Annotated in this window: 13 protein-coding genes; 10 read left to right on the top strand and 3 right to left on the bottom strand. The window is 72.0% G+C overall.

Going from position 1 to position 14600, the window contains the following annotated elements:
• Nucleotides 1-324: 324 nt before the first annotated feature.
• Nucleotides 325-2049: a SpoIIE family protein phosphatase gene (locus tag ABZ453_RS37545; protein ID WP_359022331.1), complete on the bottom strand. Its 1725-nt coding sequence runs from the start codon at nt 2047-2049 to the stop codon at nt 325-327.
• A gap of 293 nt (nt 2050-2342) precedes the next feature.
• A complete protein-coding gene (locus tag ABZ453_RS37540; protein ID WP_359022328.1) occupies nt 2343-2705 on the bottom strand; it encodes an STAS domain-containing protein in 363 nt (120 codons plus the stop codon).
• A 223-nt stretch (nt 2706-2928) separates the two neighbouring features.
• Here ABZ453_RS37540 and ABZ453_RS37535 point away from each other — a divergent pair, with 223 nt between their 5' ends.
• From ABZ453_RS37535 to ABZ453_RS37520, 4 genes are all read left to right on the top strand, one after another.
• Nucleotides 2929-3360: an ATP-binding protein gene (locus tag ABZ453_RS37535; protein WP_359022326.1), complete on the top strand. Its 432-nt coding sequence runs from the start codon at nt 2929-2931 to the stop codon at nt 3358-3360.
• A gap of 59 nt (nt 3361-3419) precedes the next feature.
• Nucleotides 3420-4460 (top strand): P1 family peptidase, encoded by a 1041-nt coding sequence (locus ABZ453_RS37530; RefSeq protein WP_359022324.1) that lies wholly within the window; start codon nt 3420-3422, stop codon nt 4458-4460.
• A 141-nt stretch (nt 4461-4601) separates the two neighbouring features.
• Complete coding sequence (lpdA, locus tag ABZ453_RS37525) at nt 4602-6014, top strand: dihydrolipoyl dehydrogenase (protein WP_359022322.1); 1413 nt, start codon at nt 4602-4604, stop codon at nt 6012-6014.
• A 46-nt stretch (nt 6015-6060) separates the two neighbouring features.
• Nucleotides 6061-7953: a propionyl-CoA synthetase gene (locus ABZ453_RS37520; protein ID WP_359022320.1), complete on the top strand. Its 1893-nt coding sequence runs from the start codon at nt 6061-6063 to the stop codon at nt 7951-7953.
• On the opposite strand, the gene ABZ453_RS37515 is transcribed toward ABZ453_RS37520, so the two are convergent.
• On the bottom strand, nt 7948-9006 hold the full coding sequence (locus ABZ453_RS37515) for a YihY/virulence factor BrkB family protein (protein ID WP_359022318.1): 1059 nt from the start codon (nt 9004-9006) through the stop codon (nt 7948-7950). The two genes, ABZ453_RS37520 and ABZ453_RS37515, sit on opposite strands and share 6 nt — an antisense overlap.
• A gap of 150 nt (nt 9007-9156) precedes the next feature.
• Here ABZ453_RS37515 and ABZ453_RS37510 point away from each other — a divergent pair, with 150 nt between their 5' ends.
• The 6 genes from ABZ453_RS37510 to ABZ453_RS37485 all read left to right on the top strand — a co-directional run bounded on the left by ABZ453_RS37510 (nt 9157) and on the right by ABZ453_RS37485 (nt 14600).
• A complete protein-coding gene (locus ABZ453_RS37510; protein ID WP_359022384.1) occupies nt 9157-9651 on the top strand; it encodes a hypothetical protein in 495 nt (164 codons plus the stop codon).
• A 38-nt stretch (nt 9652-9689) separates the two neighbouring features.
• On the top strand, nt 9690-10022 hold the full coding sequence (locus ABZ453_RS37505) for a hypothetical protein (protein ID WP_359022316.1): 333 nt from the start codon (nt 9690-9692) through the stop codon (nt 10020-10022).
• Nucleotides 10023-10136: 114 nt separating this feature from the next.
• Complete coding sequence (locus tag ABZ453_RS37500; protein ID WP_359022314.1) at nt 10137-11780, top strand: FAD-dependent monooxygenase; 1644 nt, start codon at nt 10137-10139, stop codon at nt 11778-11780.
• 252 nt (nt 11781-12032) lie between these two features.
• Complete coding sequence (locus ABZ453_RS37495) at nt 12033-12542, top strand: hypothetical protein (RefSeq protein WP_359022312.1); 510 nt, start codon at nt 12033-12035, stop codon at nt 12540-12542.
• Nucleotides 12543-12729: 187 nt separating this feature from the next.
• Nucleotides 12730-13341 carry a class F sortase gene (locus tag ABZ453_RS37490; RefSeq protein WP_359022382.1) on the top strand — a complete coding sequence of 204 codons (612 nt, stop codon included), beginning with the start codon at nt 12730-12732 and terminating at the stop codon, nt 13339-13341.
• Between the two features lie 140 nt (nt 13342-13481).
• Nucleotides 13482-14600 (top strand): SchA/CurD-like domain-containing protein, encoded by a 1119-nt coding sequence (locus ABZ453_RS37485; RefSeq protein ID WP_359022310.1) that lies wholly within the window; start codon nt 13482-13484, stop codon nt 14598-14600.

Below are 14600 nucleotides of genomic sequence, written 5' to 3'. Positions count from 1 at the left end.
GCTGCCCATGACGGCAGTGCACGAGGCGTTCGCAGAGCCTGGCGGATGTCGGCGTCGTCGGCTTCCGTGTCGGCCCTCAGCACGCCCAGCCGCTCCACCTCGTCGGTGACGGCCACCCACCACCGGTGGCCCCGCGCCGGTGAGCTGACGCAGCACCGCCTCGCGGAGGTCGGCGGTATGGCTGTCCCGCGTCAGCCGTACCAGCGCTGCCGCGGCGCGGTCCGCCACGCCGAACACCTCCCTCTGCCTTCCGCTGGAAGAACACCGGGCGCCACCCGGGTACCCCGACAACGGCGAGCGGCCACGGCTCCCGGCGGTCGGCGGTCAGCGGTTCGGGGTGCGCAGGGCCAGCAGCGCCACGTCGTCGTCGTTTTCGGCGGGGCGGACGCGACGCAGCAGCTGGTCCGTGAAGGCCCCGAGCGGGCGGTGGGCGAGGGCGGCGGCGTGCTGGCGCAGCCTGTTCAGGCCGGTGTCCAGGGTGTGGCCGCGGTCCTCGATGAGACCGTCGGTGTAGAGCACCAGGGTGGAGCCGGGCGGCAGGGAGAGGTCGGCGTCGGGGCGGGGGGTGCGGGCCCCCGTCCCCAGCAGGATGCCGTGGGCCGCGGTGAGGTACTCGGTCAGTCCGTCGCGGCTGATCAGCAACGGTGGGGGATGGCCCGCGTTGGTCCAGGACAGCCGCCAGTGGCCGTGCTCCTCGGCCTCTATCCGGGCGAGGATCACGGTGGCCATGGAGACGTCGGTGATGTGCTGGATCGCCTCGTCGAGCCGTTCGACGATCCGGCTGGGCGGTTCCTGCTGGGACCAGGCGTAGGCGCGGAGCATGTTGCGCACCTGCGCCATGCCGGCCGCGGCCTCCAGGTCGTGTCCGACGACGTCTCCGACGGCGAGGGCCGTGGAGCCGTCGGAGAGCGAGAAGGCGTCGTACCAGTCGCCGCCGACCTGCGAGGCGTGGGGCGCGGGCAGATAGCGGACCGTCATCTCCAGGTCCGTGACGCTGGGCATCTGGGGCAGCAGATGGTTCTGCATGGTCTCGGCGATCTTGCGCTGGCGCTGGTAGAGACGGGCGTTGTCCAGCGCGAGTCCGGCACGCCGGGCGATGTCCTCGATCAGCGTCAGATCGGTGGAGGTGAACGGCACCGGGTTCTCGGACCGGCCGACGGTCAGGGCGCCCAGCACGTCGCGCGTGCTGCGGATGGGGGCGATGGCCGCGGAGTGCATTCCGGTGGCGTCGAACAGGCGGCGCTGCTCGACCGCGATGCCCGCGTCCGGGGGCTGCTGGTACGTCTGCTGGTCCGCCAGGGTCGAGGCGACACCGCGCAGCGCCCGGGACAGCGGCATGGGGGACGACTCCGGCACCGGCGGCATCGGCCCCTGCAGGTCCTCGCGCTGGCTCAGCGAGCCCTCCTCGGCGTGGGCCACCACGGTGCGCCACACCTCGTCATGCTCGCTGATCAGGTCGACGACCGCCCAGTCGCCCAGCCGCGGTACGACCAGCTCGACCAGTCGGCGCAGGGTCTCCTCGGCGTCGAGCGTGGAGGTGAGCCGGGTCGTGGTCTCGGCCAGCAGGGCCAGCCGTTCGAGTTCCGGCATCGGCTCGGCCGCCGGCTCCGGCTCGGGGAGGGTCTCCAGCGGGGGCTCGACGGGGTGGAAGACGACGAGCGTGGCACTGTCGCCGCCGTCCCCGTCGACGTCGTACGGGGCGAGAGTCCAGGAGATGGGCAGCAGCGAGCCGTCCCCCCGGGCGAAGTGGTCCTGGTCGGCCTGGGCCGCGCGCCTGGCGTGGAACGCCCGCCGCATGGTGCACTGCGTCCTCGGCAGGAGCTGGCCCTGCGGCCCGCGATGCAGCAGGTCGTGCGCGTCGTGGCCGAGGAGATCGTCGGCGGACCGCGCCAGCAGCCGCTCGGCGCGGGCGTTGACGGCGATGATGCAGCCTTCCTCGTCCACCACGTAGGCGCCGGTCCCGATGGCTTCCAGCGCCCCGGCCAGCCCGGCGGAGGGGGCGGGTACGGCCCGCTGCCGCCGGTTCTGCCTGTTCACCGGCTCCGCCACGTCCTGCCTCCCGCCGATCGAGCCACCGCCGGCCGCCGTTCGCCCGGCTGCGGCAGGCGTCCTGTTCCGCATGTCCTTCCCGTATGCCCGCTCGCGGAGAAACGCCACGGGGACGAATCACCACCGGGACGAATCACCGTCGGGACGGATCACGACGGCCACGCATCACACCGCGGAGGGGTCCACTGAGAAAGGCACCACAAGAAGGACATCACGCGGCCCGCGACCCGCGCACGCCGTGACAGGGCGACGGGCACGGCTCAGCAGCGCCCGGCCCGCCCACCGCCCGGCCCTCACGCCGCCAGGGCGTCCTCGACGGACGGGTGACAGGACACGAGGCTGTCCAGGCCGACGAGCTGCACGGTGCGCAGCACCGCGCCGTGGGCCCCCGCGAGCCGCAGCCATCCCCGCGCGGCCTGAGTGGTCTGGTGGGCGGCGATCAGGGCGTTGACGCCGCTCGAGTCCATGAACGTGACCAAGCTCAGATCGACGACGATCCGCAGGCCGTCACCGCTCGGCTCGGGCACGGCCTCGCTCAGGGCGCCCACGCTCTGGTAGTCGACCTCGCCGCGGAGGCCGAGGACGGCGATGCCGTCGACATCGTCGCGGACCACGGACAGCTGGCCGTGACCCGCTGTTTCGTTGTTGTCTGCCACTTGCGTCCTTAGCGCACTCGGTGGGGCTGAGCCACGTCTCTGTTGCCACGTTGCCCCGGGATCGCCGCCTCGATGCACGCTTCGGCGCACGAGTTGCTCCCGACACAGGAGTAGTCCGCGCGACACAGGAGTAGTCCCCGCATCACGGGGTAGTCGCGCGACCATGAACGGGGTACTTGCTTATGTCGGCAAGGAGCCTGTCCCGCCCGAGGAGTGTTCCCGGATGCCGGATGCACCTGCCGACGTGACCGTGGCCTTGGACGGGGCCGAAGGCTGTATTGCCAGCGCCAGGAACGAGGCGTCGCGCTTCCTGACCCGTGCTCAGTCCGAGCACGGGCTGCCGGTGTCGGCCCGCACGCTGGACCTCGCGCAGCTGGTGGTCAGCGAGCTGGTCACCAATGCGCTGAAGTACGCGCCGGGGCCGGTTCTGCTGCAGTTGGGCATCGTGGACAGCGCGCTGGAGATCGCCGTGTGGGACACCGATCCGGTGCTTCCGGTGGCCCGGGCCGCCGACGCCGGACGGGTCGGGCAGCACGGTCTGGAGATCGTGCTCGCGGTGGTGCAGGGCTTCGAGGCGAGAAGGGAGCCCGTGGGAAAGCGCATCACCGCCCGGATCGCGCTGTTCGACGACCCGCTGTCGGCCCTGGGACCCTGAGCCGTGGCGGGCTGGAGAACCGCACCGGACAGGCCGCGGATGCGGATACCGTGCCGTCCATGCTCCCGCCACCCATCAGCCGCCCCAGGTCCCGCGACCTGGGCATCACCGTCGGTGAGCTGCCCACCGGCCGGTACAACGCGCTCACGGACGTGCCCGGTGTCCGCGTCGGGCACACCACGCTGATCCGTCCGCCACGGGTGCACAGCGGGGTCACCGCGATCGTGCCGGACGGAGTGGGACCCGGCAGTCCGCTGTCGGCCGGGGTGTTCGCGGGCAACGGCTACGGCAAGCTGATCGGCGCCACCCAGATCGCCGAGCTCGGCACGCTCGAGACGCCTGTCCTGCTCACCTCGACCCTCTCCGCCTTCCGGGCGGCGGACGCCCTGGTGGGCTGGGTCCTGCAGCGGCCTGAGGGAGCGGACGCACGGAGCCTGAACCCGGTGGTGGGGGAGTGCAACGACGGTCTGCTGTCGGACATCCGCTCGCGCCCGGTGCGCGAGGAGCACGTGCGCGCCGCGCTCGACACGGCGTCGTACGGGCCGGTGGCCGAGGGCTGCGTCGGCGGGGGCACCGGGCTGACCGCCCTCGGCTTCAAGGCCGGCATCGGCACCTCGTCCCGGCGCCTGCCACTCGCCGGCCCCGTGATCACGCTCGGCGTCCTCGTGCAGGCCAACTTCGGCGGCACGCTGCGGGTGCGGGGGCGCACGGTCACGCCCGCCGACGTGGGGCTGCCCGCAGAGGGGCCCGATCCGCGGGCCGGTTCGTGCATGGTCGTGGCCGCCACCGACGCGCCCCTGGACGCCCGTCAGCTGACCCGGCTGGCCCGTCGCTGCGTCTACGCGCTGGCCCGGGCCGGGGCCGCGTACGGACACGGCAGCGGCGACTACGGCCTGGCTTTCGGCACCGGTCCCCTGGGCACGCCCGCCGGACCCGCCGTCGTGCCCGACGACACGCTCGACGCGCTGTTCACCGCCGCCCTCGACGCCGTCGAGGAGTCCGTCCTCAACGCGCTGCTGACGGCCACCACGACCACGGGCCCGTACGGCGACACCCGTCACCCGCTGCCCGCGCGCCCCCTTCTGGCCCTGCTGGAGTGACCAGGACGACGCGGCGCACGGGCATGCCGGGGACGCCGAAAACGTTCGCCCCAGATGAGGGCGCGGCCTAAGGTGCGGCCCAGGTGAGTCACGGGGAAGCTGTACCGGGGACCAGGCCGGCAGCCGCGAGAGAGGAACGTCATGGACGAGCAGGGCGAGCACTTCGACGTCGTGGTCCTCGGAGCCGGCCCCGGCGGTTACGTCACCGCCGTCCGCGCCGCCCAACTGGGCATGCGCGTGGCGGTCGTGGAGGAGAAGTACTGGGGCGGCGTCTGTCTGAACGTGGGCTGCATCCCGAGCAAGGCCCTGCTGCGCAACGCGGAGCTGGCGCACATCTTCACCCGCGAGGCGAAGACCTTCGGCATCAAGGTGGACGGCCAGGTCAGCTTCGACTACGGCGAGGCGTTCCGCCGCAGCCGCAAGGTCGCCGACGGCCGGGTCAAGGGCGTCCACTACCTGATGAAGAAGAACAAGATCACCGAGTTCGACGGCCGCGGCACCTTCCTGGACCCGCACACGCTGCAGGTGGCCGGTTACGACGGCGAGAGGCGCACCGTCCGCTTCGACCACTGCGTCATCGCCACCGGCGCCACCCCGAAGCTGCTGCCCGGCACCAAGCGCAGCGCTCGCGTGGTGACGTTCGAGGAGCAGATCCTCGCCGAGGACCTCCCGCAGTCCATCGTCATCGCGGGCGCCGGCGCGATCGGCGTCGAGTTCGCCTACGTGCTGCACAACTACGGCGTGAAGGTGACCATCGTCGAGTTCCTGGACCGCATGACGCCCCTGGAGGACGCCGAGGTCTCCGCCGAACTCGCCAAGCAGTACCGCCGGCTGGGCATCGACGTCCTCACCTCCACCCGTGTCGACGCCATCGACGAGTCCGGGCCACAGGTCCGCGTCACCGTCACCGCCAAGGACGGCTCCCAGCAGGTGCTGGAGGCCGACAAGGTGCTCCAGGCGATCGGTTTCCAGCCGAACATCGAGGGCTACGGCCTGGAGAACACCGGCGTGAAGGTCACCGAGCGCGGCGCGATCGACGTCGACGGCCGCTGTCGTACCTCCGTGCCCCACCTGTACGCCATCGGCGACGTGACGGCCAAGCTGATGCTCGCGCACGCCGCCGAGGCGATGGGCATCATCGCCGCCGAGACCATCGCCGACGCGGAGACGATGGAGCTGGACTACGTCATGATCCCGCGCGCCACCTACTGCCAGCCCCAGATCGCCAGCTTCGGCTACACCGAGGCCCAGGCCCGTGAGCTCGGCCACGACGTGAAGGTGGCGAAGTTCCCCTTCACCGCCAACGGCAAGTCGCACGGCCTGGGCGACGCCACCGGCTTCGTGAAGCTGATCAGCGACGCCAAGTACGGCGAACTCCTCGGCGGCCACCTCATCGGCCCCGACGTCACCGAGTTGCTGCCCGAGCTGACCCTGGCCCAGCAGTGGGACCTGACCGTCCACGAGGTCGCCCGCAACGTCCACGCGCACCCCACCCTGGGCGAGGCCGTCAAGGAGGCCGTCCACGGTCTGGCGGGACACATGATCAACCTGTGAGACGGTGGCGACCCCGCCACCGCACGACCGGTGAAGGAGAGCGCCGATGGGACGTTACGAGGATGTCTTCCGCGCCGCCGCCGAGGACCCGGAGACCTTCTGGCTGCGGGCGGCTCAGGCCGTCGACTGGGAGACGGCACCCACCCGCGCCCTGGACCCCTCGCGTGCTCCCTTCCACCGGTGGTATCCGGACGGGCGGCTCAACGTCTGCTTCAACGCCGTCGACCGGCACGTCGAGGCCGGCCGCGGCGAGCAGCCCGCGCTCGTGTACGACTCCCCGGTGACGGGGACCCGGCGCACGTACACCTATGCCCGACTCCGGGACGAGGTGGCCGCGTTCGCCGGCGCGCTCACCGGGCTCGGCGTGGGCCACGGCGACCGGGTGGTCATCTACATGCCGATGATCCCCGAGGCGGCCGTCGCGATGCTGGCCTGCGCCCGCATCGGCGCGATCCACTCGGTCGTCTTCGGCGGCTTCGCCCCGCCCGAACTCGCCGTCCGCATCGACGACGCGGCCCCGAAGGTGGTCGTCTCCGCCTCCTGCGGCATCGAGGGCAGGCGTGTCATCCCCTACAAGCCGCTGCTGGACCAGGCGATCGAACTCGCCGGGCACCGGCCGGAGAAGCGGGTGATCGTGCAACGGCCCCAGGAGCCGGCCGAGTTGGGGCCGGACGACCTGGACTGGGCCGACCTGGTCGCCACCGCGCCGGCGTCCCCCTGTGTGCCGGTGGCCGCGACGGACCCGCTCTACATCCTCTACACGTCCGGAACGACCGGGAAACCCAAGGGAGTCGTCCGCGACTGCGGCGGCTACGCGGTGGCCCTGCTGTGGTCGATGGGAGCCGTCTACGACATCGGCCCGGGCGAGACCATGTTCACCGGCTCGGACGTGGGCTGGGTCGTCGGGCACTCGTACATCGTCTACGGACCGCTCCTGGCCGGTGCCACGACCGTGCTGTACGAGGGCAAGCCGGTCGGCACGCCGGACGCGGGCCAGTTCTGGCGCGTCGCCGCCGAGTACGGCGTCAAGACCATGTTCACCGCGCCCACCGCCTTCCGCGCCATCCGGAAGGAGGACCCGAAAGGCACCCTCGCCGCCGGGTACGACCTCTCCCGCCTGCGCTACCTCTTCCTCGCCGGAGAACGACTCGACCCCGAGACCTACCACTGGGCGAGCGCCTTGCTGGACATCCCGGTGATCGACCACTGGTGGCAGACCGAGACCGGCTGGCCCATCGTCGCCAACCCGGTCGGCATCGAGGCCGCACCCGTCAAACCCGGCTCGCCCACCCGGCCGCTGCCCGGCTGGCACGTCCGCGTCCTCGACCCCTCCGGGCAGCCTGTGCCGCCCGGGGTCGACGGCGCGATCGTCGTACGGCTTCCGCTGCCGCCGGGTGCGCTGCCCACCCTCTGGAACGACGACGCCCGCTTCGTCGCCTCCTACCTCTCGGCCTACGACGGCTACTACCTCACCGGCGACAGCGGGCACATCGACGAGGACGGCTATGTGTACGTCATGGGCCGCACCGACGACGTCATCAACGTCGCCGGACACCGGCTGTCCACCGGCAGCATGGAAGAGGTCCTGGCCACCCACCCCGACGTCGCCGAGTGCGCCGTGATCGGCGTCGCCGACGCCCTCAAGGGACAGGTGCCGCGCGGCCTGGTCGTGCTGAAGGCGGGCACCGCCCGCGACCCCGCCGAGGTCGAGGCCGAACTCGTCCGGCTCGTCCGCGAACGCATCGGCGCCGTCGCCTCGCTCAAGAACGTCGCCGTCGTACCGGCCCTGCCCAAGACCCGCTCGGGAAAGATCCTGCGCAAGACCATGCGCGGCATCGCCGACGGCCTCGACGAGCCCATCCCCTCCACGGTGGACGACCCGAACGTCATCGAGACCCTGCGCCCGGTGCTGCGCCGCCCGGACGGGGACGGGTCATGACTCGTTCAGCCGGCGCAGGTCCGCCTCGTCCCACTTCCGTGTGTCGCGCGGCTCGGTGTAGGGCTCCTGGTCCGGCGGCAGGCCTCCGGCGATCGCCCGCTGCCGTACCGTCTCCGCGTCGAACTCCAGGCCGAGCAGGATCGCGAGGTTGCTGATCCACAGCCAGACCAGGAAGACGATGACGCCGGCCATGGTGCCGTAGGTCTTGTTGTACGACGCGAAGTTCGCGACGTAGATCGCGAAGCCGGCGGAGGCGATCATCCAGATCACCAGGGCGAGGAAGCTGCCGGGGGTGACCCAGCGGAACCCCTTGACCTTCGCGTTCGGGCTGGCCCAGTACAGGATCGCGATCATGACCGTGACCAGGATGACCAGCACGGGCCACTTGGCGATCGACCACACGGTCAGCGCCGTGTCCCCGATGCCGAGCGCGGTTCCCGCCTGCCGGGCCAGGGCACCGGTGAAGACCACGATCAGGGCGCTGATCACGGCCAGCACCATCAGCACGACCGTCAGCCCGAGGCGCACGGGGAGGATCTTCCACGCCGGCCGGCCCTCGGGCATGTCGTAGACCTTGTTGGCCGAGCGGATGAACGCGGCGACATACCCGGACGCCGACCACACCGCGAGCGCGATGCCGACGATCGCCATGACCGAGCCGGTGCCGGAGTGGTTCTGCAACTGCTCCACGGCCCGGGTGATGATGTCCCGGGCGGAACCGGGGGTGAGCTGCCGGAGGTTCTTCAGCACCGAGTCGGTGGCCGACTTGCCGGTGATGCCGAGCAGCGACACCAGCACCAAAAGCGCCGGGAACAGCGACAGCACCCCGTAGTACGTCAGCGCCGCCGCGCGGTCGGCCAGCTCGTCGTCCGTGAACTCGCGCAGCGCCCCTTTGAACACCGCGCCCCAGGCCCGTTTGGGCAGCTTCGTGGGGGCGTCCGGCGCCCGCCGCTCGACCTCGGGCCCCGGCCCGACCTCCTGCGGCTCGGGTGGCTCGGGTGCCTGGTCCGTGTCCTGGTGGTTCTTCCGACCCGGAAGATGCAGTCTCGCCATACCCGGCGGGTAACCCCGGGACGGCGGCCCACGCATCCGGAGGGCGGCAGGCTGCCGACATCGGGTACCTGCCGCGCCACGGGATCTCCGGGCTCACCGGTACTGCTGCTGTTGTTCCTGGTCGGTGCTGGCGTCATCTGGTAGGCGGGCATCAAACTGGCGGACACCACCGACGTGCTCGCCGAACGTCTCCATCTGGGCAGTGCGCTCGGCGGGCTCGTCCTGCTCGCGATCGCCACCAACCTGCCGGAGATCGCCGTCACCGTCAGCGCGGCCCTGGCGGGGCAACTCGGGGTCGCCCTCGGCAACATCCTCGGCGGCATCGCCAACCAGACCAGTCCGAGCGGGCCACAGCACGGCGATCGCGGCGGAGGCGGGCGCCAGTCCGCCGGCGTGCAGGTCGGGCGGGAGCTGGGTGCCCATGACAACCACGGCGAGGATCACGACCACGAGGGCGGCTTCGAGGACGAGCTGGAGGCCGGCGGCGAGCCGGGTCGATCCTGCTCGACCGGGCCGGCCGCGGGCTGCCGTGGTGGGAGGGCGGTGACGCCCCCGACAGCCGGCCCTCGCCGCGCGGCCACTCCCGCGGCGAGAAGGAGAAGGACGCCACCGACCAGGGCGTCGGCTCCGGTCGCGCGGCGCTGAACTTCGCTGCGGCGGCCCTGGCGAGGCTGGTCGCCGGCGTGACCATCGAGCGCACCGGCGAGGAGTTCTTCGCCCGGCAGGGGCTGAGCGGTGTGCTGTTCGGCGCGACCGTGCCGGCCACCGCCACCTCCCTGCCCGAGATCGGCACCGGCCTGCCCTCCACCCGTCCGGGCGACCCCCAGCTCGCCGTCGGCGACATCTTCGGCGGCAACACCTTCCTGCCCGTGCTGTTCCTCCCCGCCGCCCTGATCTCCGGCAGGCCGGTCCTCCCGGCTGCGCACGACACCGACATCTGCCTCACCACGCTCGGCGTGATCCTCACCGTCGTCCACCTGGTCGGCGTCGCGGGGCCCGCCACCGTCGCCCTCTGAGCGGACGTCACGTAAGCGGGTGAAGCCTGGGCCGCCGAACGCCGAGCGGGGCATGCATGAAGATCCCGGCCGTATCCGGACGAGTCGGCGGAGGCGACACGCTGGAGGCGCGTGATGAATGCAAGAACCGAGCAGACAGGCGGAACGGTCCACAAGGTGCCGGTCCTGATCGTCGGCGGTTCACTGGTCGGTCTGTCCACCTCGCTCTTCCTCGGCCGACTGGGGGTGCGGCACACCCTCGTGGAGCGCCATGCCGGCACCTCCATCCACCCCCGCGGCCGGGGCAACAACGTCCGGACGATGGAGCTGTTCCGGGTGTCCGGCACCGAGCCGGCGATCCATCAGGCCGCGTCCACCCTCGCCGACAACCACGGGATCCTGCAGACCCCCACCCTGGTTGGCGACGCGGGCGAGTGGCTGTTCAAGGAGATCGACCCGGGCGGCGGACTGGCCCGCTTCAGCCCGACCGCCTGGTGCCTGTGCAGCCAGAACGACCTGGAACCGGTCCTGCTCGACCACGCCGCGCGGCTCGGCGGCGACCTGCGCTACTCCACCGAAATGATGTCCTTCGACGCCGACTCCACCGGCGTCACCGCGTTCGTCAAGAGCAGGGAGACGGGAGAGCACACCACCATCCGCGCCGACTACCTGGTCGCCGCGGACGGCCCCCGCAGCCCCGTGCGGGAGCAGCTCGGCATCGGCCAGAGCGGCCCCGGCGACCTGTTCCACAACGTCAGCATCACCTTCCGCTCCCGCCGGCTCGCCGACGTCGTGGGCGAGCGCCGGTTCATCGTCTGCTACCTCACCAGCCCCGAGGCCGACGGCGCCCTGCTGCCGGTCGACAACCGCGAGCACTGGGTCTTCCACGCCCCCTGGCACCCCGAACACGGGGAAACCCTCGAGGAGTTCACCGACGAACGCTGCGCCGACCACATCCGCCGCGCGGTCGGCGACCCGGGCCTGGACATCGAGATCACCGGCCGGGCCCCCTGGCACGCGGCCCAGCGTGTCGCACGCAGCTACAGCTCCGGACGCGTCTTCCTGGCCGGCGACTCGGCCCACGAGATGTCACCCACCGGCGCCTTCGGCTCCAACACCGGCATCCAGGACGCGCACAACCTCGCCTGGAAACTGGCCGCCGTGCTCGGCGGCTGGGCCGGTCAGGGCCTGCTGGAGAGCTACGACGCCGAACGCCGGCCGGTCGCCGAGGCCACCAGCGCCCGCGCCGCCGTACGGTCCGCCGAGCACAGCCACCCCGGCTTCGCCGCGCCGCCCGGCGCCGGCAGCGGCCCGCAGCGCGGCATCCTCAACGTCGCCCTCGGCTACCGCTACCCGCGCGGCGCGGTCGCCGGAGCCGATCCGGCGATGCCGGTCGTCCCGGAGAAACTCGCCCTCACCGGTGAACCGGGCAGCCGTGCGCCCCATCTGTGGGTCCGTCACCAGGGCGAGCGGGTCTCCACCCTCGACCTGTACGAACGCTCCCTGGTCCTGCTCAGCGACGGCACCACGCCGAACGGCTGGCACCAGGCCGCCCTCCGCCTCGCCGAGCAGCTGTCCCTGCCGCTCGTCGCCTACCGGATGGGTGAGGAACTGGTGCCGGAGGAGGGGACGGACTGGGCCGCGGCCCACGGCACGACTCGTGAGGGCGCCGTCCTCGTCCGGCCCGACGGATTCGTCGCCTGGCGCTGTGAAGGCCCGGTCGAGGACCCCGAGTCGGCCCTGCGCGAGGTCCTGACGGCGGTTCTCGCACGCAGCTGACCACGGAGCAACCGAGTGAGCCGCCTTCCACCCGTCCCCGAACGGGTGGAAGGCGGCTCATCATGCGTGTGTCCTGCACGGATGCGATGCCCGTTGCTCCGGACGGGCGGTGTCCGGGACGCCCCCGCGTCACCCGGGTGAGCCGCTCAAGTGGTGAGGTGCGGGCGACTGGTTGACGGTGGTTCACATCGGGTCCGGGTCACCTCAGCTGACGAAGCGCCAGCTGCCCGGTCGCGACGGAAGGAACGTCATATGCGTTCTGCTCGCATGCTTCTGGCCACCGGAGCGGTCTCGGCCGTTCTCGCCCTCGGCGCCCCCGCCGCCCACGCCTACGGCGGCGACGGGGACCAGTCGGGCTCGTCCTGGAGCCACGACGGCTCCTCCGGCCACGACAGCTCTTCGTACACCAAGGACCACGACCAGGACGGCGGCCACGGCCGGCCGCACGGCGGAATGCACACGGGTGGCGGTGCGCTGACCGCCGTCAAGCAGGACGGCGGCGCCCGCGACCCGCGGTTCGACCCCGACACCTACAAGGACAAGGACAAGGGCAAGGACAACGACTCCTGGGGCGGCTCGAACTCCCACGGCGACTCGGACTCCTGGGGCGGCGGCCACGAGAAGCCGCACGGCGGTATGCACACCGGAGGCGGCGCTCTCGCCAACCCCGGGGTGACCGCGGGCGGCGTGGCCGTCCTCGGCGTCGCCGGAGCCGGAATCTACATGGCGCGGCGCAGGAAGAGCGCCGCGGGCCTGGCCTGATCCATGCCTGACGCGATAGCCGCCGTGGCCGCCACCCGCGCCCCCGGTGGCGGCCCGGCCGGCCCTCCTCGCCCGTTCACCCCGCTGCCGCAGCCAAGTGAGGTGGTCCTCGATGGCAGCCCCCGATTCCCCCTCTTCCGACGACGAGCAGGCCCCGAACGGCTCCAGGTCCGGCGCGAACCTGATGATGGTGTGCGCCGCCGCCCTGGTGATCGTCGCGGTGAGCCTGGCCGGCGGCCGGGACGCCTCCGCCGACCGGTCCCGTACCCCCGCCGCGGCCCCGCAGGCCGCCGCACCCGCGGCGCCCGCCTCGCCGGATGCCCGGGCGACCGCCGCCGCCCCGCACCTTCCGCGGTCCCGGCCGGTGCGCCTGCTCATCCCGAAGATCTCCGTCGACGCCCCCTTCACCGACCTCGCCATCGGTGCCACCGGGCAGCTCGAGCCGCCGCCCGCGCACGACACCAACCTCGTCGGCTGGTACGCCGACGGCGCCTCACCCGGTGAGACCGGTACCGCGATCATCGCCGGGCACGTCGACACCACGACGTCCGCGGCCGTCTTCGCCGGCCTCGGCGAACTGCGCAAAGGCGACCTCTTCCACGTCGTGCGGGCCGACGGCCGCAAGGCGACCTTCGTCGTCGACAGCGCCGAGACCTTCGCGAAGGACGCGTTCCCCAGCGATCGCGTGTACGCCGACACCTCCCGGGCCGAGGTCCGGCTGATCACCTGTGCGGGCGACTACGACCGCACGGCCCGTGACTACAAGGACAACCTTGTGGTCTTCGCCCACCTCGTGTGACCCCTGGCGAAGGCGGCGCGGGTCACCCACGTAGTTCATCCGAGTCGCGCCCTTCACAGCCCGGGCACAGGATCAAGGAACGCCGACGTGGCCCTCGAGCGGCCCACGTCCACCGCTGTCCCGCGAAGGAGATGTGCTCCATGACCACCCTGTCCGCATCCGCCTCACAACCGCTAGCGCGACAGGTGTCGCCCCGGGTCTCGCAGTCCGTCTTCGACGGCTCCCGGCTCCGTGTCGTCCTGCTGGTGGACGTCTACGAGGGCGCCCAGCAGCAGTTCCTGGAGGCCTACGAGCAGCTGTGCAACCAGGTCGCCTCCGTGCCCGGGCACGTCAGCGACCAGCTGTGCCAGTCGATCGAGAACCCCTCCCAGTGGCTGATCACCAGCGAGTGGGAGAGCGCGCCGCCGTTCCTCGCCTGGGTCAACAGCGAGGAGCACGTCCGCATGGTCGAGCCCCTGCACAGCTGCGTCCGCGACACCCGCTCGCTGCGCTTCCACATCGTCCGCGAGACCGGCGGCCCGGCCCCGGCCGACTCCGCGCGGCGGCTGCAGGCCGCGCCCCGCATCGGCGACGGGGTGATCCGCCACGCGCTCACCTTCACCGTCAAGCCGGGCAGCGAGGAGAAGGTCGCCGAGATCCTCTCCGACTACGCCTCGCCGAAGCCGGAGGTCGACCAGAACACCCGGCTGTGCCGCACCTCGCTGTTCATGCACGGCAACCGGGTGGTGCGGGCCATCGAGGTGCGCGGCGACCTGCTCGCGGCCCTGCGCCATGTCGCCCGCCAGCCCGAGGTCCGCGCCGTGGAGGAGGCCATCAACCCCTACCTGGAGCAGGACCGCGACCTGGACGACCCCGAGTCCGCCCGCGTGTTCTTCACCCGGGCCGCGCTGCCCGCCGTCCATCATGTGACGGCCGAGCAGGAGGACCCCGGTGCGCAGCGCCACGCCCTGTACTACCCGGCCCGTCCCGGGCGCGGCATGGAACTGGCCGAGCTGCTGGCCCGGCAGGACGAGAAGGCGGCGGACGACCCGCGCAGCCCCGTCGTGCGCAGCACGATCTTCCAGCGCGACGAGGTCGTGGTCCGGCTGATCGACGTACGCGGCGACCTCGACGCCGCCGACCCGGCGCTGGTCCTCGGCATCGCCGACCCCGCCCGGCTGGCCGAGCTGACAACGCTGTCGAAGGAGGGCGACCTCAAGCACGTCCTGGGTCAGGCCCGCGCGGACCTCGTCACCGACCGCCGTTCGCCCGAAGTCTGA

The sequence above is a fragment of the Streptomyces sp. NPDC005799 genome, from assembly GCF_040630525.1.
Taxonomy (GTDB): domain Bacteria; phylum Actinomycetota; class Actinomycetes; order Streptomycetales; family Streptomycetaceae; genus Streptomyces; species Streptomyces griseorubiginosus_B.
The sequence above is the reverse complement of the archived record's forward strand: the minus strand, read 5'-3'. Positions and strand labels throughout refer to the sequence as shown.

Bases quoted from the DNA above. Each gene is read 5' to 3' on its own strand.
- ABZ453_RS37520 (WP_359022320.1), top strand. From the start codon at position 6,061: ATGGGACGTTACGAGGATGTCTTCCGCGCCGCCGCCGAGGACCCGGAG.
- ABZ453_RS37535 (WP_359022326.1), top strand. From the start codon at position 2,929: ATGCCGGATGCACCTGCCGACGTGACCGTGGCCTTGGACGGGGCCGAA.
- lpdA (WP_359022322.1), top strand. From the start codon at position 4,602: ATGGACGAGCAGGGCGAGCACTTCGACGTCGTGGTCCTCGGAGCCGGC.
- ABZ453_RS37500 (WP_359022314.1), top strand. From the start codon at position 10,137: ATGAATGCAAGAACCGAGCAGACAGGCGGAACGGTCCACAAGGTGCCG.
- ABZ453_RS37495 (WP_359022312.1), top strand. From the start codon at position 12,033: ATGCGTTCTGCTCGCATGCTTCTGGCCACCGGAGCGGTCTCGGCCGTT.
- ABZ453_RS37490 (WP_359022382.1), top strand. From the start codon at position 12,730: ATGGTGTGCGCCGCCGCCCTGGTGATCGTCGCGGTGAGCCTGGCCGGC.
- ABZ453_RS37515 (WP_359022318.1), bottom strand. From the start codon at position 9,006: ATGGCGAGACTGCATCTTCCGGGTCGGAAGAACCACCAGGACACGGAC.
- ABZ453_RS37530 (WP_359022324.1), top strand. From the start codon at position 3,420: ATGCTCCCGCCACCCATCAGCCGCCCCAGGTCCCGCGACCTGGGCATC.
- ABZ453_RS37485 (WP_359022310.1), top strand. From the start codon at position 13,482: ATGACCACCCTGTCCGCATCCGCCTCACAACCGCTAGCGCGACAGGTG.